Below are 18,482 nucleotides of genomic sequence, written 5' to 3'. Positions count from 1 at the left end.
ATCTCGTGCCGGGCTACCGGCGGTCTGGAGTGCCTCGGGCCGGGGTACCCCCGCCGGCCATCGACGGGGCGCCCGAGTCGGCGATCTCCGAGGATCGGGGCTCGGACCCTTCGGCGGTGGATGCCGGTATGGCGGGTCCGGACGGGGACATGTCCACGTGGTTGTCTCTCGGTGCGAGGGCGACCGATGCGAGGATCACCGTCACGACACCGGGGATGACGAAGAACCACGGGAAGAGCGAGAACGGGGGTAGGGCCTCGACGCCTTCGAACTCGGTGATGTTGTCGTTCATGGTCGCGATCATCGGCGAGAAGTCGTTCACGATCGTCGGCCAGTCCTGTGACATCTGGACGATGCTCGGATACCGCTGAGCGGCGTCGATGCCGCCGGCTTCCTCGGCCAGGGGTAGGGCGACGACCCGGAGTTGGCCCTCTGCAGCTCCCATGGTCACGAAGTGGCCCTGCACCCCGGACACCCGCTCGGGTGTCATCATCGGGCCGAAGTCGTCGATCATCTCCGCGCCGAGTGGCGCGCGTTCGAACATCTGAAAGGCGAAGGGCGCAGCTACCAGGCCGAGACCGACCACGCCGATCGTGGCGACGAGAAGTCGAGTTGCGCTGTCGTGTCGCCGACGGATGAGGACCACGCCCGCGGTCCCGATCAGAAGGACGCCCGGCGCGAGGAAGAACCAGGGGAACATTTTGAACGGTGGGAGCGCCACGACGGCGTCGTAGTTGTCGAGGTTCCGTTCCATCCGGTCGACGAGGTCGGTCATGTCGTCGTCGATCGCCGGCCACGTCTCGTTGAAGGTGACGAGAGCCGCCAGGTTCTCGCGCTGCTCAGCCGCGTCCAGAGCCTCCCAGCGTTCGAGGTCGGAGCGCAGACCGTCGACCGACTCGGCCTCAGCGGCATCGATCTCGTCGAGGTAGCCGCGGAACTTCGCCACCTCGTCGACGGTCATGTAGGGCGCGAACTCGTCGATCATCTCTCCGCCGCCGGGGGCCCGATCGAACATCTCGAAGGCGAACGGTGCGATGACGAGACCGGCGCCGAGAGCGACGACCACCCACATGCACGCCAGGCGACGGGACATGGGGCACTCCCTCCTCGTGAACGCGCTGGACTTCTGTCCAGATCATCCGCTTGCGAGGCCTGAGCCGCAATGGGACAAAGTCCCGCGCGTCCGGCGGCGAGGTTCCGGTATCAGCCGGTGAGTTGTGCGGCCCGTAGTTCCCTGTAGCCGATGGGCCGAGCGCCCGCCGCGGTGATCGCCGCAGCGGTGGTCGGTGCGCTGAGTACTTCGTTCTGGGCGACGCCGGTGGCCCAGTCCGGATCGGCGGCGCGGGCCTCGGGCGTGTCGGCGGAGGGAGCGAAGACGATCTCGGTCACGCCCGGAGCCAAAGCGCCAAGCGCCCGCTCGAGCGTGACCGCGGGGTCGCCACCGGACACGTGGATGACGTGGTCCGGACTCACGATGCCCTCTTCGGCGGCGAGGCGACGGAACGGGAACCCGTACCGGGCCTCCGCCGCCGCGTCGCCGAGGCGGATGGGGAGGCGGAAGTCGATGGCGAGTTCGAGGAAGACGTCGAAGAACTCCGGCCTCGCTTCGAGAACCCCCTGGTGCGCGTCGAGGTGATCGACGTCGAACCCCCAGAGGATGGCCCGTTCTATCTGGGCCCTGCACTCGCGGCGGACCTCGTCGAGGTCGGCGTGGTCCCAGAGATCTGCGACGGTGCGGGGAAACCCGCCGTCGCCGTCGAGGAGCGATGGTGCCTGGGTGATCGGCCCCCAGCGGTAGGTCTCGAGCGGTGACGTCAGGATCAGATGGACCCCCACGTCCTCGCCCCGGTAGGTGGACGCGGCCTCGCGTGCCCACGGGCACGGCACGGCGAGGGACGCAGTGGTCGCCGCTCCCGACCTGAGCGCCTCGTAGGCGGCGCTGTTCGCGGCGTGGGTCCAGCCGAGGTTCTCGCAGGAGACGATGACGAGACGATCGTCGGGTCCGTAGCCGAGGCGGTCGGCGAGCGAGGTCACCGTGCGAGGTTATCCGTCTGCCCCGGTCCGGGACTCAGGAATCGACCAGGTCGTCGGGGCCGTCGCAGGCCCGCCAGAGCCCCAGGCCGGCTCTGTCCGCCTCGGCCGCAGCTGCGCCGAAGAGGCCGGAGAAGGTCGAGTTGGGCTCGATTGTCATCTGGCCCGCCAGGCCGTTCTCGATGATCGACAGGTTGACGAAGAGGCCGTCGTCGGCGCGGTAGACGTAGCCGAGAAGCCGATCGAAGCGGTCGCGCAACTCGGCGTCGAAGGTGACGAGAACCGCGGATCCCTCCGGGATGAGCCCCCGGGTGAACGCCGATGCCTCGTCTCCGAAGCATTCGGTCGGTTGGAAGCCACCGGACGGCTCAGGGGTGTCGATGCCGATGAGCCGCACGGACTCGGTGGCCTCGCCGAAGTCGATCCGCACGGTGTCTCCGTCGATGACGTCCACCACCGTCCCGGGTAGCGCGTCGGCGGGAGGTCCGGGATTCGATTCGCCCGGAGACTGCGATGTCGTCTCAGTCGGCGCAGGTGCGTCGGTCACGTTCTGCAGCGGCGTCTGCGTGGCCTGAGCTCCGGGTTCGGTCGACGTCCCGCACGCGGTCATGACGAGCGCGAGCGCGCCGAGGATCGTCGTCAGCCACCGCCACGACGGACGGCGAAGCCCGGCGCGCCGCAGTGTTCTGCTCACGCCGCAGGGTTCGCCGCGACGGTCGCTTCATGGCGCCGGGCGGCCCGGAGGGCCTCGCGGGCCTCCCGCAGACCTTCACGGCCGATCGCGCGGGTCGTCTCGTCGATGCGCCACGGAGCCCGGTTGGGCGTCTCGGGGGACTCGATCAACACGAGCTGTGTCTTCTTCATGCCTTCATCCTGACGGGAGGGTGTGACAGTCGCCCAGGGACCCCGGTCATCGCCGGCTGTTCGACATGGACAACACCCACGGGCGGCGATTTCCTCCCGAGTCGCCGAACTGGCAACCTCATCCGTGTGCAAGACCGACTCGGCCTCACGATTCCTCTGGACGGGCCCCTGCCTGCTCAGCGAAGCCTGATCGGCGAGCTCGCCGGTCTCGGCTACACCGACGTGTGGTCGGCGGAGGCCTCCGCCACCGACGCCTTCACGCCACTGGCCCTCGCCGGGCAGTGGTCCGACGACCTCCGGCTCGGAACCGCCATCATCCCGGCGTTCACGCGGGGGCCGGCGCTGATCGCACAGAGCATCGCCTCACTCGAGGCATCCGCTCCCGGTCGGATGGTCGTCGGCATCGGCGCCTCTTCGCAGGTGATCGTCGAGAACTGGAACGCTGTCGCGTTCGAGCGGCCGCTGTCGAGGGTTCGTGATCTCGTCGGGTTCCTACGGGAGGCGTTGGCTGGGGAACGGGTCGACTTCGCCGGTGACACCTTCGAGGTCCGAGGCTTCCGCCTCGGCATCCCCATGACCCGGCGCATTCCGATCCTGGTGGCGGCACTTCGCCCCCGGATGCTCGAACTCGCGGGTTCGGTGGGCGATGGTCCGATTCTCAACTGGCTCTCCGCCGCCGATGCCCGCCGTTGTGCCGGGATCGCCCGCGACGCCGGTGGCGACGACATCGAGGTGGTCGCCCGCATCTTCGTGTGCCCGACGACGGACCGCGAGGCTGTGGTTGCGGGCGCGCGCAGAATGATCGCCGCGTACCTCAACGTCGGGGTCTACCGCGCCTATCACGAGTGGCTGGGCCGTGGGGAGGCTCTCGGTGCGCACTGGGAGCGGTGGGACGCGGGGGACCGGCGCGGATCACTCGACGAGATCCCCGAGTCCGTGGTCGACGACCTGTTCGTCACGGGGACGCCCGATCAGTGTCGGGCCGGGGTCCGCGCCTATGTCGAAGCGGGCGTCACCACCCCGGTGATCGCGCTCATGCCCTTCGGTGGGCTCGACCCGACCGAAGCCGTGCGGGCGCTCGCCCCGACCGCCTAGAGCCGGCCCCGAGCCTTCAACCGCCGTCCGCGCCGATTGCGAATGCCGCCTCGAGGTGAGCGGCCGCAGCCGGTAGCTGCTGGTGGGCGTTGAGCCCGCTCGTCGAGCCCATTACGTAGACCGGACGGCCGCCGAGTCGATCATCTTGCAGTCCGACCGAAGCGCGCCTGTCCACTGCCAGGCGCCAACCCTCCAGGCCGACCATGCAGACCACCCCCGGCGACAGCCAGGTCACCAGGCGTTCGAGTCGCTCGAAACCCTCGACGTACTCGTCGCGGGCCAGTTCCGCCGAACGTGGAGTCGCTCGCTTGACGGCGTCGGTCATCCCGATCCCGTGGTCCACGAGCGTGGCGATCGTGTCCCGGGCGACGGTCACGAGTCCGGCTTCGATCATCGCGGGCCAGAAGCGGTTGCCGGGGCGGGCGAACCCCGCACCCGCGTCGGCGGAGTAGACACTCGGATTCAGGCCAACCACGAGCATCGTCATGTCGGCGGCGACGGTGTCGGGGAGGGTGCGGAGCCGAATGAGATGGCACCCGCCCGCGTCGTCGCCGACGGGATCGTCGCAACCGTCGGCTCGGAACCCGCCTCCGGTGATGAGGTCGCCACGCGTGAACCCGGAGGCCGCGACGTCATGGTCGAGCCCTTCCGGAAAGGTGACGTGTAGGCGGTCGCCGACGTCGGTCGCCCGGTGCAGCCGCGCGAGCGCCAGCGGAAGGTCGTCGGCTCGGTGGTCCGATAGGTCGGTCAGGGTCATGCCGGGTGGTCGTGGCGGTGGTGGACAACTCGCGCACGACAGTGGGATCTGCCCGGCTACGGTAGCCACCACGCCGGGATGTACCCTCGCCCACAGGGGCCCCGACCGACCGGGACAACCCGTGAGGAGCGAGATGACCGAGACACCGACCGTCGACAGCGTTCGAGAGGCGATTGCCGTGATCGACACCAACCTCGGCGTGTTCGGTTCACGTGATCTCGTGGCGGCGTCCGAGGTGTCCGACCTGCTCCTCGACATCCGCCTTCTGCTCGCAGCGTCTGCGGAGAAGCAGCCTCTCGAGGCCTGAGGCCACGCGGGTTCGATCTGATCAGCGCAGTGGCGCGAATCTGCGGACCAGCGCAGCGAGGGCGATGCCGGTCGCGACACCTCCGATGACATCTGACGCGTGGTGAATCCTCACGTGTACGCGACTCGCCGCCACGACGGCCGCTGCCGGCCATGTGAACGCGCGGGGTACACCTGCATCAGCGAGGAGTTCCGCCGCGAGCGTCGCGCTCGAGGCGTGTCCGGACGGGAAGCTCGTGGTGCGCGGGATCCGCAGGTACAGCGGACGGGGGGCGTCGGGGACGGGTCGCTCGCGTCGCGTCAGTGACTTGAGGACACCGTTGACGATCGCCGACTCGGCGCCGAGGGCGATCGCGGTGCGTATGGCGGCTGTCTCCGCGCGACCCCCCCTCAGGGCGTTGACGGCTCCGACGGTGTGCCAGATGAGGCTGTGGTCGGCGACGTTGGCAGCGGTGTAGAAGAGTCGGTCGGCGCCGCGCCGGCCGCGCAGGTTGCGCGCGAACCAGTCATCCACCGCGCTGTCGAAGGTCTCGACGGCGGAGCGGATCCTCTTCGAGTTCAGCATCGGCGCGCGGCCGCTCGGTGTCGGTGCGGACACGACGTCACGCTAACCGGGTCGCCGACCGACACCCCCGTGCCTGATGACCCCCCGGGGTCGCCACCGGTCGGGCTACCGTCGTCGCCGTGGAAGGCCCCGCCGGCGACGACGAGATCATCATGGCGAACGACTCCTTCTACGAAGCGTTCGAGGCCGCTGACATGGCCGCGATGGCGGAGGTCTGGGAACAGTCCGAGGCGGTGGCGTGCACCCATCCGGGGTGGCCGACGCGTCATGGCTGGAAGGCGGTCGCCGCGTCGTGGGAGTCCATCTTCTCGGGTGGCGATCCGCTCCAGTTCATCCTGACCGACACGCGAGTGCGCCGCCACGGTGACACCGCCTGGGTCACCGGCGACGAGAACCTCGTGTCGGCGGAGGGTCCGGGCGGGACCGTGGCTGCTCTGAACATCTTCGAGAGGCGCGCTGGTTCGTGGCTGATGGTGGCCCACCACGGATCCCCGGTCATGCGCCGCTGAGCGATCTGCCGTTCAGCCGCCCTTGCCGAGCCTCTCGGCGACGGCAGCCACCTCTTCGAAGGCCGAGCCGTAGGTCTCGAAGTCGGTCGTGTCCCGGATGGCCTCGAGGTTCTCCGCCATCGCCTCTGCGGTGATCTCATCGAGGACGACACCCTTCGTGAGGCCGACGAAGGCCCGTGCGACCCGACCGCCTCCCACCGAGTACACCTCGCCGGTGACCTCGCAGTCCTCGTGGCACAGGTAGGCCGCGATCGGGCTCACCTTGGCCGGGTCGAACAGTTCCTTGATGTCGTCGCCGAACAGTTCCTCGGTCATGCGGGTGGTGGCGATGGGTGCGAGGGCGTTCGCCTTGATGTTGTACTTCGCTCCCTCGAGGGCCAGCACATGGGTCAGGCCGACGAGACCGAGCTTGGCCGCCCCGTAGTTGGCCTGCCCGAAGTTTCCGAACAGGCCCGCGTTGGATGCGGTGGAGAGGACACGGCCGTAGTTCTGCTCGCGGAAGTGCGTCCACGCCGGCCGCGTGACGTTGAAAGCTCCCTCGAGGTGCACCGCGATGACGGCACCGACCATGGCTGCGTCCATGTTGTGGAACGACTTGTCCCGCAGGATCCCGGCGTTGTTGACGATCACATCGATCCGTCCGAAGGCGTCCAGCGCCGTCTGGACGATGGCCTCGCCACCTTCGGCGTCCGCCACGCTGTCCGTGTTGGCGACGGCCTCCCCGTCAGCGGCGACGATCTCCTCGACGACGGCCTGCGCCGGACCGACCGACGAACCTTCCTCGCGAAGGGGAGCGCCGATGTCGTTGACGACGACCTTCGCCCCACGTCGAGCGAACTCGAGGGCGTGCGCCCGCCCGAGGCCACCGCCGGCACCGGTGACGATGACGACCCTTCCGTCGAAGCTGAGAGGATTCACGTGGTCTCCTTTGACCGCTCGCGTGCGCCGGGAGCTTAGGACGGTAGGCGAGCGCGGCCCAAGGTGCGGCTGCGCCGGGAGCTCAGGACGGCAGGGGAGCGGGGCCCGGGGTGCGGTAGGCGCCGGGCGCGGTGAAGAGCTCGCGGTGCCACCGCGTCGGCGTGAAGACGACGGCCCGGGGGTAGTCCTCGAGGAGCCATCTTGCGAAGTTACGACGGGTCCAGTCGGTCATCCCCGAGGCCCGCGCGGCGCCCCGCACCCCCAGTTCGGTCCGCATCAGGCGGCCCAGCCACTTCGCGATGAGGAAGTCCGGCAGCAGGGACCGTCGTACGGCTGCTTCGTAGCGGTGCGTGGCGTCGGCCGGATCTCCTGGTCCGGCTGCCGCGACGGCCCGGGCGGCCAGCGTCCCCGTGAGCAGCGCCTGGGCGATGCCCTCACCGGTCATCGGGTCGGTGGCGGCGGCCGCGTCCCCGACGAACAGCACGCGGTCGGCTGTGAGTTCCATTCCGTCGAGGCGCGCCGGTATCGGCCACGCCCGGTGGGGGCCGTCGGGGGTCGCATCCGGGCCGAGGACCCGCGCGATGTGGGGTCGGGACAGGAGCTCGGGCCACAACTCCTTCATCTCGCGGGTGGCGTTGCAGTCCCGGTGGATGCCGAAACCGACGTTGGCTCGGCCCCCCGACTCCGGGAACGCCCAGACGTAGCCCGGGAGGATCTCCGGTTCGAACCAGACCCACAGGCCCCGTGCCAGCTCGTCTGACACGTTCGAGTAGTACTGCCGGAAGGCGTGGAACTCGCCCCGGTAGGTGCGGTCACCCAGGCCCAGCATCTTGCGGGTCGGCGACCACATTCCGTCAGCGCCGATGACGTAGCGGGCCTGGACCGACCGTCCGTCGCCGAGGGTCGCGGTCATCCGGTCGTCTCCGGTGCCGAGTCCCGTGACAGCGACCCCTTCGATCACGTCGGCGCCCATCTCCCGGGCACGGTCCAGGATGGCGACGTCGAGTTCGTCGCGACGCACGACCGCGCCGAACATGCCGTCGCGAGGCAGGGGATAGCTGACCTGGCGACCGCTGGTCGTCCGCACGCTCACCTGGTCGACGGTGAAGAACGACGACATGGGCCTCGGATCGACGCCGAGTTCCTCGAGACGCCGGAGTGCGTCGGCTGTCAGGCCGTCGCCGCAGAACTTGTCGCGCGGAAAGGTGGACTTGTCGACGATCGTGGCGCGCAGGCCCAACCGGCGGGCTTCGATCGCACATGCTGAGCCCGCGGGGCCGCCGCCGACGATCAGCACGTCGCTGGTGAGGGTGTTGGCTGGCATCGTGGTCAATCGTCGCAGGCGCCCAGCGCCCGGGCGTAGCCGAGCCTGAGGCAATCGACGAGTTCGTCCGGGTCGTCGACCGCAGCGGTGTCCGCCACGACACCGATGGCCACGTCGTCGCAGTAGCTGAGTAGCGAGACGTTGACCGCCGCCCCGGTCAGGGGACCGAACGGGTACTGGGCCACGAGGCGGCTCCCGCAGAACCACACGGGTAGCGGGGACCCCGGCAGATTCGAGGCGACGAAGTCGGTGCCGTCCACCATCCGTCCGAACAGCGGCAACAGGGCGGCGCGGGGTAGACGAGACGCGATGCCCGCCGCGGGTTCGACCAGACCGATCGCCGGCTCGCGCCGGGCGGCCGCCACCAGTGCGTGCACGATCTCGAGGTGGGCAGCGGCGCTGTCCGCGCCGAGGGGGATCTCGAAACGAAGCGGGACGAACCGGTTCGTCTCCACGTCGTCGTCGGGGCCGCGTGTGCTGATCGGCATCGCCATGCGGAGTCGTTCGGTCGGTAGCCCCGCACGTTCGTGCAGAATCTGCATTCCGGCGCACGTGCCGCTGACGAACACGTCGTTGAGCTTCACCCCGGCGGCCGAAGCCGTGGCCTTCATGGTCTCGAGATCGAGGGTGAGGGTGCGCACCTTCGGTAGCGACGAACGGTGTGTCATGAGCGGGCTCAGAGCCTCGCCGGTCGGTCCGGCGAGTCTTAGTGCGGAGCCGACGGCATCGACCATCTCGTCACGTGCGCCGGTGGGATCCGCGAGCGCAGTCCCGAGGAACCGTGCCGCTCCGTGAAGGAACCGTGTCTGGTTGGCCAGATCATGTTCGATGGCGCTGACAACCCGGGCCTGACGGGTCGGCGGCGTGGAGTCAGGCGCGGGCGGTTCGTCGGAGGGCGGTTCGGGCTCCGCCTCGAGGTCGAACATCTCCAGTTGGATCCGCAAAGCGCCGAGCCCGTCGGTGAGGGCGTGGTGGCCCCTCGAGATCATGGCGGCGGTTCCGTCGCCGAGATCCGGGTAGATGACGGTGGACCACAACGGCCGATCCCGGTCGAAGGGTCTCGCCAACTCGTCGCCCGTGCGCTCGAGGACCTCCCCGCGTGTGGCGGAGCCGTCGGCAACGTCCACATGGCGTTCGATCGTGAAGGCCGGGTCGATCTCCCAGCGGGGGACGGAGAGCCCCAGGCGGGAGGCGACGGCACGCTGGCGCAGTCTCGGCACCGCCCGTGACGCCCGATCGAGCCGGGCGGTGACCCGGTCCGGGTCGAGCGGCGAGGCGAAGAACGAGACGGAACCGATCGGGGCGTGGAGTCTGGGATCGGCGTCGAGGCCCCAGACCACGGCGTCGATGTCGCTCATTCGGTCCGCGTGCACCGACGTGTCGTCGACGCCCACGGTCAGGTCTCCGGGTTGGGCACCGGCGTGGCCGACGGGTCCACCGTGGGATTCGGTGTCGGTGTCGCCGAAGGGTCGGGGTTCGGAGGGTCCGCGGTGGGAGTCGGTTCGGGAGTCGGTGCCGGCTCACACGCGTCCAGGACACCGTTGCCGTTGGTGTCCACGGCGATTTCGTCGGGACCGCAGTTGGGCGGGTCGGCACCCTCGCAGGTGTCGGGGTTGCCGTTGTCGTTGGTGTCGACGAGAACCTGGTCGAAGTCGCATGCGGGTGGATCCACGAAGACGCAGCTGTCTGTGTACCGGTCCGCGTTGGTGTCGATCGCCCGCTCGTCGAAGTCGCAGTCAGGGGGTGGGATGAAGGGTTCCCCCTGGCAGTTGAGGCCCTCTCCGGGTTGGTACAGCGCCGTCACCGAGTCCTCGTCGACGGAGCCGTCGGGGTAGGTCCGTTCCCTGTAGGTGTAGACACGCGTGCACTGGCCCTGGGCCTGGGAGGACTGGCCGGTCTCGACGACGTCGGCGTAGCGCGTGGAGTAGAGCTGAACGGTGATCGACGTGTCCGTGTAGGAGGTCCAGATCATCACGTGGTGGGGCGTGTTGTTGATCAGCTCGAGGTCCGGTGCCGGGAACGAGACGGTCGCCTCACGCCCGTACGGGTAGCGCGAGATGTAGATCGAGTGCGCCTGGTATTCGCCGAAGTCGAGCCCCCCGAAGAAGGCGGCGTTGAAGATGGTCGTGGCGAACTGGCTGATACCGCCACCGACGTCTTCGACGAAGACGCCGTTCTCGATGACCCCCGCCGAGACGAAGCCCTTCTCGATCGTCCTGCGGCCCACGAAGTCGTTGATGGTCCACCGCCCACCGTCCGGTTCGATCATTGCGCCCCGGACGATGTCCGCGATGCGGTGGATGTTCTCCACCCGTGACTGGCCGGCGGCGTGCTCGGTCGTGAATTCGCCGATGAGCTCGATCACGCCCATCTCCTCGAGGAGTTCCTGGTTGACGGACTCATCCTCGGTCAGCTCGAGCGTCACCGACCCACGACCGCCGGTCACCGCGTCGGCGACCTGCGCTCCCGCCTCGGGCGAACAGCACCGTGTCCCCGGTGTCCCACCGCCGGCGGCAGTCGGCACACCGTCGATGACGGTGACCTCTCCCAGCTCGCCAGGCTCGCCGGCATCGGTGAAGACGGCTTCGACGAAGGCCTGAGCGGCCTCGGGGTCGACCGTCCAGCCCACGAAACCGCCGTCTTCGCCGAAGTCCGTAGAGACCCAGCTGCGCAGGTCGGCCGTTCCGATCGTCTCGGTGCGACCGTCGACGGTCACTTCGATGCCGCGCGCCGTGGCGGAGTTGATGTCGTCAGCAATCGCAGCGATGGCGCTGTCGGGGGTGGCAGGGGCGACAGGAACCGGCTCCACCTGCAACACGATCGGGTTCGTTCCGGCGTCGACCACCTCGGCGAGCTGGGCGAGAACCGATGCAGCGTCGATGGCGGACCCCGGGACCCCGGCCTGGACGGCGAAGGCGCCGTCGGCGAAGACCAACTCGGGCTCGACCGGCTCGGAGAGACGCTCGGAGGTGATCGAGGCCAGCGACGTGTCCGTGACGTCGTCTGCGACCGTGACGATCGGATGCACATCGGTGGACGAGAACAACGACCCGAGCCACGAGAAGGGGCGGGTGAGCACCGAGCCGTCGCGTCCGACGTCGAGCACGGTATCGACGGTGGCCGCCCGGTCGATTCCGACGCCGGCTTCGCCTGCGGTGGTCGTCAGCTCGTCGGACGGCGTGACGATGACGACCTCGGTCGCGGCGAGAGCCGTCTCCTTCTCTTCGACGACGGCGAGGAGGTCGTCCTCGGACAGCCCCCCGACGGCCGTGCCGCTGAGCTCGACGTTGCGGGTGACCTGGCCGGAGTGGATCGCCGTGTCCACCGTGAACGCGACGAGGAACACCACCACGACGAGCGCGGCGGCCACGGCGCCCCATGCCCAGGGCGGAAGGTCGAGCGATCCGAAGACCCTCCGGTGGCGCGCGGCGTCGCCGGGCCGGAACTGATCATCGGGGAACTCGAGCTGGACGGTGCGATCGTCATTCTCGATGCGCTCAGGCTAGTTGCTGGTGCCCGAAGGTTGGCTGCACCCGTTCCGGGCGACCTCAGAAGAGCCGGAGCTCGTTCGAGCCGATCCCGCGCAGCTCGTCGTAGTCCACCTCGCGACAGTCGATTCCGCGTTCGGCTGCGAGCACCTTCGCCTGCGGCTTTATCACCTGGGCGACGAACAGGCCTCTGACCGGCCTGAGTCGCGGGTCGCGGTTGAGGAACTCGAGGTACCGGGCGAGTTGTTCCACCCCGTCGATCTCCCCGCGCCGCTTGACCTCCACGGCGACAGCGGTGCCGTCGGTGTCGCGACACAGCAGGTCCACGGGGCCGATGTCGGTCGGATACTCGCGACGGACGAGGCGCAGACCGTCGCTCAGGTGGGCCGGATCCGCGGCCAGGAGCTCCTGGAGATGCGCCTCCACCCCGTCCTTGGTGAGGCCCGGGTCGACCCCCAGGTCGTGGACCTCGTCGGTGAGGACCTCGTGCATCGTGATCACGAGCTTCTCGCCCTTCGGGCTCGTGACGGTCCAGACGCCCTCGTCGGTGATGAGCCGGTTGGGGGCGTTCATCCAGTTGAGAGGCTTGTAGGCGCCGCCGTCGGCGTGTATCGCGACGCACCCGTCGGCCTTCACCATGATCAGACGCACGGCCTCGGGGAGGTGCGCCGTGAGACGGCCGTCGTAATCGACCGAGCACCGGGCGACGACGAGCCTCACGAGTCCAGCGCCGAGACTGCCTCGAGGGCGGCCTGCGCGTAGTCGCCCCGGCACACGAGGAGGTCCGGGAGGAGCGGGTCGGGGCGGTTGTAGACGAGCGGGCTGCCGTCGATGCGGCTCGCGTGCAGACCGGCGGCCGCCGCGACGCCGACGGGCGCCGCCGAGTCCCATTCGTACTGGCCGCCGGTGTGGGCGTAGATGTCGGCTTCGTCGAGCACGATCGCCATCGTCTTCGCCCCGGCCGATCCGAGAAAGACGAGTTCACCGTCGAGGGCCTCGGCGATGGCCTCGGCAGCAGGGCCGGGGCGGGTGCGGCTCGCGATGACGCGGGGGCGCCTCCCGTCGCCGGCGCGGGCCTGTGCGACATCGGCGGTGCTCAGGGTCAGGTCGCGCGCGGGGAGGCTCACGGCTGCGGCGGTGACGACCCCACCCTCGACGAGGGCCACGTGAACCGCCCAGTCGACCCGGGGTGGCTCACCGAACTCGCGTGTGCCGTCCAGGGGGTCGATGATCCAGACACGCTCAGCGGTGAGCCGGCCCTGGTCGTCGCTGCCCTCCTCGGAGAGCACGGCATCGTCGGGCCTCGCCTCGGCCAGGGCGTCCATGAGAAGGTCGTGTGATCGTCGGTCGCCTTCGGCGCGCATCTCGGCGACGTCGGCCCCCGCGGCCTCGAGCTCGGACCGCAGCGCCACGAGGAGAACTCCGGCCTCGGTTGCGAGACGTGTCGCGAGTCGGTGGTCTTCGGTTGTGCTCACATCTGCTCCGGGGGTGTTCGCGAGGAAGCGACTGTAGGGCGGAGACCCGAGCTGTGCGGTGACTCGGCGACCGTCCGGCGCGGGTCGCTGTGTCGACGAGGTGATGTCCACCATCGGTCTGGGCCCCGCGTAGCCTCTATGACCATGTCATATGAGTTGTCGCACCTGCGGACTCTCGAAGCGGAATCGATCCACATCATGCGTGAGGTGGCCGCCGAGTTCGAACGACCGGTCCTGTTGTGTTCCGGTGGCAAGGACTCGGTGGTGATGGTCCAGCTCGCGGTCAAGGCGTTCCGGCCCTGCCGCATCCCCTTTCCGATCATGCACGTCGACACGGGTCACAACTTCCCCGAGGTCCTCGAGTTCCGTGACCGCCTGGTCGAGTCGGTGGGAGGGCGTCTCATCGTCGCCTCGGTGCAGGAGTCGATCGACTCCGGTCGGGTGGCCGAGGAAACGGGACCGAGGGGCACCCGCAACCGCCTGCAGACGACCACCCTGCTCGATGCGATCGCGGAATACGACTTCGATGCCGTGTTCGGCGGCGGACGCCGCGATGAGGAGAAGGCACGAGCCAAAGAACGCGTCTTCAGCTTCCGCGACGACTTCGGCCAGTGGGATCCGAAGAACCAGCGGCCCGAGCTGTGGAACCTCTACAACGGCCACACCCGCAAGGGCGAGCACATCCGCGTGTTCCCCATCTCCAACTGGACCGAGCTCGACATCTGGCAGTACGTCGACGAGGAGAACATCGACCTGCCGTCGATCTACTACGCGCACCGCCGGGAGGTGTTCGAGCGCGACGGGATGCTCCTGTCGACCGGGCCGTACATCTCACTGATGGACGGCGAGGAGCCCTACGAGGAGACGGTTCGCTACCGCACCGTGGGCGACATGAGCTGTACCGGAGCGGTGGAGTCCTCCGCGTCGACGACCGCCGACATAATCGCCGAGGTCGCAGCGACCCGGATCACCGAACGCGGCGCCACCCGGGCGGACGACCGGTTCTCCGAGTCGGCCATGGAGGACCGCAAGCGGGAGGGGTACTTCTGATGGCAGCGCGTACGGAGGGGTACTTCTGATGGAGATGTTGCGGTTGGCGACGGCGGGTTCGGTCGACGACGGGAAGTCGACGTTGATCGGACGGCTGCTCTTCGACTCGAAGTCGATCTTCGAGGATCAGCTCGACGCGGTGGAGCGCACCAGCGTCCAGATGGGCAGCGACTACACGAACCTCGCCCTGTTGACCGACGGCCTCAAGGCGGAGCGCGAGCAGGGGATCACGATCGACGTCGCCTACCGGTACTTCGCTACGCCGCGCCGGAAGTTCATCATCGCGGACACCCCGGGGCACATTCAGTACACCCGCAACATGGTCACCGGGGCGTCCACGGCGGATCTCGCGCTGGTGCTGGTCGACGTGCGCAACGGGGTGGTCGAACAGTCCCGGCGGCACGCGTTCCTGTCGTCGCTGCTGCGGATTCCGCACCTCGTGCTCTGCGTCAACAAGATGGACCTCGTCGACTACGACCGCGCGGCGTTCGAGAAGGTGCGCGAGGAGTTCCGGGCCTTCGCGATGAAGCTCGACATCAACGACCTCACCGTCGTGCCGGTGTCGGCTCTGCACGGCGACAACGTCGTGGAACGGTCCGCCAACATGGCGTGGTACGACGGGCCGTCGTTGCTGCACCACCTCGAGGAGGTCCACATCGCCTCGGACCGCAACCTCATCGACACCCGCTTCCCCGTCCAGTACGTCCTGCGCCCTCAGAGCGACGAGCACCACGACTACCGCGGCTACGCAGGCGGCGTGTCCGGTGGGGTCCTCAAGGTGGGCGACGAGGTCGTGGCGCTTCCATCCGGTTTCACGACGACCATCGCCGCCATCGACGGCCCCGACGGCCCGATCGACGAGGCTTTTCCGCCCATGTCCGTCGCCGTGCGCCTCACCGACGACATCGACATCTCGCGCGGCGACATGTTGTGCCGGGTGAACAATCGGCCTCACGTCGGTCAGGACATCGACGCGATGATCTGCTGGATGAGCGAACAGAGCGAGCTCCGGCCCCGTGCCAAGTACGCCATCAAGCACACGACCCGCTGGGCGCGAGCCCTCGTCGAGGATCTGCGATACCGCCTGGACGTCAACACACTGCACCGTGACGAAGCGGCGGATTCGCTGTCGCTGAACGAGATCGGACGTGTCCGGCTGAGGACCACTCAACCGCTGTTCCACGACGAGTACCGCCGCAATCGCCTGACCGGGAGCTTCATCCTCGTCGACGAGACGACCCACGCGACGATGGGTGCGGGGATGATCCTGCCGCCGTCGTCGTGACGGGGCCGTCGACGGGGGACCGCAGCCCCAACGTCGTATGGCACGAGTCTGCGTTTCCGCGGGCCGGACGCTGGACCTCGATCGGTCATCGTGGCGCCACGGTCTGGTTCACCGGTCTCTCGGGGTCCGGGAAGTCGACCCTTGCCGTCGCCGTCGAGGCCGCCCTCGTCGACAGCGGTGCGCCGGCCTACCTGCTCGATGGTGACAACCTCCGTCACGGCCTGAATGCGGACCTCGGCTTCACCGCGTCGGATCGAGACGAGAACGTACGACGCGTCTCGGAGGTCGCCCGACTCTTCGCCGATGCCGGAGTCGTCGCACTGGTTCCGCTCATAAGCCCGTACCGCGATGCGCGAGGTCGGGCGCGGCGGATACACGAGGTCGCCGGTCTCGACTTCATCGAGGTCTTCGTCGACACCCCGATCGAAGTCTGCGAACGGCGGGACCCGAAGGGCCTCTACGCGAAGGCCCGGGCCGGCGAGATCACCGGTTTCACCGGCATCGACGACCCCTACGAGGCGCCGGAGGCCCCCGAACTGTGGTTGACGCCCGACGACGGAGACCTGGATTCCCAGGTGGCGATGGTCATCGAGGCCGTCAGGAGAATCACCGAACCCGACGCGTGAGCGGTGGGACCCCGCTCAGCGGCGGACTCCGGCCCTGCGCCGGGCGACCTCGCGGGCCCGCTGTTCCAGGTCGTCGTCGAGTGCCGTGAGATGGACGGTCTCGCCCGTGCCGTGCTGCAGCGCCCATCCGAGCAGCGTGTCGGCCAGCCACGGGTTCCTGGGTAGCAGCGGGCCGTGGAGGTAGGTGCCGAGCACCCGTCCCGAGACCGCCCCCTCGGTCCCGTCGGCCCCGTTGTTGCCGTGGCCGGTGATCACCCGAGCGAACGGTTCGGCGCCCGCGCCGAGCTCGGTGCGCCCGGCGTGGTTCTCGTAGCCGACCACCGTCTCGGTCTCGCCGTTCAGCGTCGCTTCGGCGACGACGTCACCGATGAGTCGATCCGGTTCGGCACGCGTCTCGAGGTCCAGGACACCGATACCGGTCATCGTCGACCCGTCGACCGCCACGTAGCGGTGGCCCGCGAGCTGGATGCCCCCACACACGAAGAACCCGACGGCGCCGTCCGCGAATGCGGATCGGAGCGCGTCCGCCTTGGTCGCGACGAGGTCCTCCGCGACCGCCGCCTGGTCGCGGTCCTGGCCGCCGCCGAGGTAGAAGAGGTCGTGTGCCCCCGGGTCGATCGGGTCTCCGGGTCCGGCCTCGACCACCTCGAGGGCGATGTCGCGCCACTGCGACCGGCGTCGGAACACGGCGATGTTGCCGCGGTCCGCGTAGATGTTCATCTCACGGGGGTACAGGTGGCACAGCCGGATGGTCGCCGTCACCGGTCCGCCCAGAAGTTGTCGACGACGCCGCGACGGACCAGTTCGGCGCGCAGGTCCAACATCGCGGTGTAGGTGGGCAGGGCGTAGAGGGTCCCGCCGGGGCCGGCATGGGCGAGCGCGCTGTCGAGCGCGTCGCTGACGGACGGTTCGACCGTCACCGCCGCCGGAGGGGTGTCCGCGTAGCGGAACCGCAGCGCGAGGTCGTGGGCTCGGTCTCCGGTGACGGTGACATGGGCGGCGCGGCCCAGAATCGGCTCCCAGTCGACATCCCAGATCCACGACACGTCGCGGCCGTCCGCCGTACGGTCGTTGAGCGAGATGAGCAGGTGGAGCGGTCCGTCGGTCGATGCGACGGTGCGGACGTTCTCGTTGGCCCCGGTCGGGTTCTTCGCGAGGAGGATCACCAGGTCCGTGTCCGCCACGCTGATCCTCTCGGCGCGCCCGAAAGCGGCCGGCGTCGCGTCGATCGCCGCGGCGGCGACGTCGGTGCCTATACCGAGGCTGTGTGCCGTCGCCAGCGCCGCCGCCACGTTGTAGACGTTGTGCAGGCCGGGGAGGGCGACGTCGATCTCGGCGTGGTCGGACCCGACGGCGATGGTGGCGGTCACCCGTTCCACGCCGTGCAGACCCACCCGGGTGACCGACACGTCGGGGTCGGGACGGCGTTCGTGGCCTTCGGGGCAGCGCCAGTGGCCGAGATGTCCGACGGTGACCAGGTCGTGGACCAGCCGCGACCCACAGGTGCGACACCGGACGGCGTCGGCTGCGTGGGGCAGGGAGTCGCGGCCGACGCGGGGGTCATCGATGCCGAACCACGTGACCAGATCGTGACGGGCGGCGATGGTGGCCACAGCCGGGTCGTCGGCGTTGGCGACGATCCGGGTCCCCGGATCGAGCGAGGAGACGGCATGCCGCCACCGCGTGACCAGATTCTCGAGTTCTCCGTACCGGTCGAGCTGGTCTCGGAACAGATTCATGAGGACGACCACGCGCACGTCCACCCTCTCGAGGACCGACGGCAGGGCCGCCTCGTCGACCTCGAACACCCCGAGCGAGGGTCGTGGTCGGCGCCGCCGATCCGCGAGGAGCGTGGTGGCGACGCCGCGCAGAAGGTTGGAACCGGCCCTGTTCGTCGACACGACGCGCCCGTCGGCCTCAGCTGCGGCGACGATGAGGCGTGTCGTCGTCGTCTTGCCGTTCGTCGCGGACACGACCACCGCGCCGTCGGCGAGCGAACGGCTCAGACCTTCGACCGCGTCAGGGGACAGTGCCAACAGGATGCGTCCCGGCAAGGCGGTCCCGCCGCCCCGGCCGAGCCTGCGGGAGAGCGATCCGGCGGCGTCTGCGAGGGTGCGGGCCGCAGTCGATCGCACAGCGTGGAGCCCCGACGGCGTCGCCCGCCGTCCACGCACAGGACCCGCCGCCAC

Annotated in this window: 20 protein-coding genes; 6 read left to right on the top strand and 14 right to left on the bottom strand. The window is 69.1% G+C overall.

What is annotated here, in order from left to right; translation table 11 throughout:
* Positions 1 to 13: 13 nt before the first annotated feature.
* The 4 genes from RIE08_12350 to RIE08_12335 all read right to left on the bottom strand — a co-directional run bounded on the left by RIE08_12350 (position 14) and on the right by RIE08_12335 (position 2,895).
* Positions 14 to 1,093: a hypothetical protein gene (locus tag RIE08_12350; protein MEQ8718392.1), complete on the bottom strand. Its 1,080-nt coding sequence runs from the start codon at positions 1,091 to 1,093 to the stop codon at positions 14 to 16.
* Between the two features lie 110 nt (positions 1,094 to 1,203).
* Positions 1,204 to 2,034, bottom strand: coding sequence for a ChbG/HpnK family deacetylase (locus RIE08_12345; GenBank protein ID MEQ8718391.1), 831 nt, complete (start codon positions 2,032 to 2,034; stop codon positions 1,204 to 1,206).
* A gap of 34 nt (positions 2,035 to 2,068) precedes the next feature.
* On the bottom strand, positions 2,069 to 2,725 hold the full coding sequence (locus RIE08_12340; GenBank protein MEQ8718390.1) for a thermonuclease family protein: 657 nt from the start codon (positions 2,723 to 2,725) through the stop codon (positions 2,069 to 2,071).
* The gene (locus tag RIE08_12335; protein MEQ8718389.1) at positions 2,722 to 2,895 is read right to left on the bottom strand and encodes a hypothetical protein; all 174 of its coding nucleotides are present in this window, start codon (positions 2,893 to 2,895) and stop codon (positions 2,722 to 2,724) included. Before RIE08_12335 ends, RIE08_12340 begins: the two co-directional genes overlap by 4 nt.
* Before the next feature lie 126 nt (positions 2,896 to 3,021).
* Between RIE08_12335 and RIE08_12330 the strand changes: the two genes are divergently transcribed.
* Positions 3,022 to 3,990: an LLM class F420-dependent oxidoreductase gene (locus RIE08_12330; GenBank protein MEQ8718388.1), complete on the top strand. Its 969-nt coding sequence runs from the start codon at positions 3,022 to 3,024 to the stop codon at positions 3,988 to 3,990.
* A gap of 16 nt (positions 3,991 to 4,006) precedes the next feature.
* Here RIE08_12330 and RIE08_12325 read toward each other — a convergent pair whose 3' ends face one another.
* Positions 4,007 to 4,747 (bottom strand): mismatch-specific DNA-glycosylase, encoded by a 741-nt coding sequence (locus RIE08_12325; protein MEQ8718387.1) that lies wholly within the window; start codon positions 4,745 to 4,747, stop codon positions 4,007 to 4,009.
* A gap of 133 nt (positions 4,748 to 4,880) precedes the next feature.
* Here RIE08_12325 and RIE08_12320 point away from each other — a divergent pair, with 133 nt between their 5' ends.
* Positions 4,881 to 5,054 carry a hypothetical protein gene (locus tag RIE08_12320; GenBank protein MEQ8718386.1) on the top strand — a complete coding sequence of 58 codons (174 nt, stop codon included), beginning with the start codon at positions 4,881 to 4,883 and terminating at the stop codon, positions 5,052 to 5,054.
* A 21-nt stretch (positions 5,055 to 5,075) separates the two neighbouring features.
* On the opposite strand, the gene RIE08_12315 is transcribed toward RIE08_12320, so the two are convergent.
* A complete protein-coding gene (locus RIE08_12315) occupies positions 5,076 to 5,651 on the bottom strand; it encodes a phosphatase PAP2 family protein (GenBank protein MEQ8718385.1) in 576 nt (191 codons plus the stop codon).
* A gap of 86 nt (positions 5,652 to 5,737) precedes the next feature.
* Between RIE08_12315 and RIE08_12310 the strand changes: the two genes are divergently transcribed.
* Entirely contained in the window at positions 5,738 to 6,127 is a 390-nt protein-coding gene (locus tag RIE08_12310; protein MEQ8718384.1) for a nuclear transport factor 2 family protein, read from the top strand.
* A 12-nt stretch (positions 6,128 to 6,139) separates the two neighbouring features.
* Here RIE08_12310 and RIE08_12305 read toward each other — a convergent pair whose 3' ends face one another.
* The 6 genes from RIE08_12305 to RIE08_12280 all read right to left on the bottom strand — a co-directional run bounded on the left by RIE08_12305 (position 6,140) and on the right by RIE08_12280 (position 13,332).
* Complete coding sequence (locus RIE08_12305; GenBank protein MEQ8718383.1) at positions 6,140 to 7,045, bottom strand: SDR family oxidoreductase; 906 nt, start codon at positions 7,043 to 7,045, stop codon at positions 6,140 to 6,142.
* 82 nt (positions 7,046 to 7,127) lie between these two features.
* Complete coding sequence (locus RIE08_12300; protein MEQ8718382.1) at positions 7,128 to 8,369, bottom strand: geranylgeranyl reductase family protein; 1,242 nt, start codon at positions 8,367 to 8,369, stop codon at positions 7,128 to 7,130.
* Between the two features lie 5 nt (positions 8,370 to 8,374).
* Positions 8,375 to 9,763, bottom strand: coding sequence for a wax ester/triacylglycerol synthase family O-acyltransferase (locus RIE08_12295; protein ID MEQ8718381.1), 1,389 nt, complete (start codon positions 9,761 to 9,763; stop codon positions 8,375 to 8,377).
* 2 nt (positions 9,764 to 9,765) lie between these two features.
* Entirely contained in the window at positions 9,766 to 11,739 is a 1,974-nt protein-coding gene (locus tag RIE08_12290; protein MEQ8718380.1) for a VanW family protein, read from the bottom strand.
* 178 nt (positions 11,740 to 11,917) lie between these two features.
* A complete protein-coding gene (gene nucS, locus RIE08_12285) occupies positions 11,918 to 12,577 on the bottom strand; it encodes an endonuclease NucS (protein ID MEQ8718379.1) in 660 nt (219 codons plus the stop codon).
* Positions 12,574 to 13,332 carry a 3'(2'),5'-bisphosphate nucleotidase CysQ gene (locus tag RIE08_12280; protein MEQ8718378.1) on the bottom strand — a complete coding sequence of 253 codons (759 nt, stop codon included), beginning with the start codon at positions 13,330 to 13,332 and terminating at the stop codon, positions 12,574 to 12,576. Before RIE08_12280 ends, nucS begins: the two co-directional genes overlap by 4 nt.
* A gap of 138 nt (positions 13,333 to 13,470) precedes the next feature.
* On the opposite strand from RIE08_12280, the gene cysD reads away from it, so the two are divergent.
* The 3 genes from cysD to cysC are packed head-to-tail and all read left to right on the top strand — an operon-like array spanning position 13,471 to position 16,293.
* Complete coding sequence (gene cysD / locus RIE08_12275; GenBank protein ID MEQ8718377.1) at positions 13,471 to 14,382, top strand: sulfate adenylyltransferase subunit CysD; 912 nt, start codon at positions 13,471 to 13,473, stop codon at positions 14,380 to 14,382.
* A gap of 28 nt (positions 14,383 to 14,410) precedes the next feature.
* The gene (locus tag RIE08_12270; protein MEQ8718376.1) at positions 14,411 to 15,667 is read left to right on the top strand and encodes a GTP-binding protein; all 1,257 of its coding nucleotides are present in this window, start codon (positions 14,411 to 14,413) and stop codon (positions 15,665 to 15,667) included.
* Positions 15,664 to 16,293 (top strand): adenylyl-sulfate kinase, encoded by a 630-nt coding sequence (gene cysC, locus RIE08_12265; protein ID MEQ8718375.1) that lies wholly within the window; start codon positions 15,664 to 15,666, stop codon positions 16,291 to 16,293. The genes RIE08_12270 and cysC overlap by 4 nt, the downstream gene beginning before the upstream one ends.
* Before the next feature lie 15 nt (positions 16,294 to 16,308).
* On the opposite strand, the gene RIE08_12260 is transcribed toward cysC, so the two are convergent.
* Together RIE08_12260 and RIE08_12255 are read right to left on the bottom strand one after the other, a co-directional pair.
* Positions 16,309 to 17,055, bottom strand: a complete 747-nt coding sequence (locus RIE08_12260; GenBank protein ID MEQ8718374.1) for a hypothetical protein — start codon at positions 17,053 to 17,055, stop codon at positions 16,309 to 16,311.
* Positions 17,052 to 18,482 (bottom strand): MurT ligase domain-containing protein, encoded by a 1,431-nt coding sequence (locus RIE08_12255; protein ID MEQ8718373.1) that lies wholly within the window; start codon positions 18,480 to 18,482, stop codon positions 17,052 to 17,054. Before RIE08_12255 ends, RIE08_12260 begins: the two co-directional genes overlap by 4 nt.

It is taken from the genome of Acidimicrobiales bacterium (assembly GCA_040219085.1).
In the GTDB taxonomy this organism is placed as follows: Bacteria; Actinomycetota; Acidimicrobiia; order Acidimicrobiales; family JAVJTC01; genus JAVJTC01.
The sequence above is the reverse complement of the archived record's forward strand: the minus strand, read 5'-3'. Positions and strand labels throughout refer to the sequence as shown.

Coding starts and splice junctions, on each gene's coding strand:
- cysD (MEQ8718377.1), top strand. CDS start 13,471: ATGACCATGTCATATGAGTTGTCGCACCTGCGGACTCTCGAAGCGGAA.
- RIE08_12320 (MEQ8718386.1), top strand. CDS start 4,881: ATGACCGAGACACCGACCGTCGACAGCGTTCGAGAGGCGATTGCCGTG.
- RIE08_12350 (MEQ8718392.1), bottom strand. CDS start 1,093: ATGTCCCGTCGCCTGGCGTGCATGTGGGTGGTCGTCGCTCTCGGCGCC.
- RIE08_12325 (MEQ8718387.1), bottom strand. CDS start 4,747: ATGACCCTGACCGACCTATCGGACCACCGAGCCGACGACCTTCCGCTG.
- RIE08_12270 (MEQ8718376.1), top strand. CDS start 14,411: ATGGAGATGTTGCGGTTGGCGACGGCGGGTTCGGTCGACGACGGGAAG.
- RIE08_12335 (MEQ8718389.1), bottom strand. CDS start 2,895: ATGAAGAAGACACAGCTCGTGTTGATCGAGTCCCCCGAGACGCCCAAC.
- RIE08_12300 (MEQ8718382.1), bottom strand. CDS start 8,369: ATGCCAGCCAACACCCTCACCAGCGACGTGCTGATCGTCGGCGGCGGC.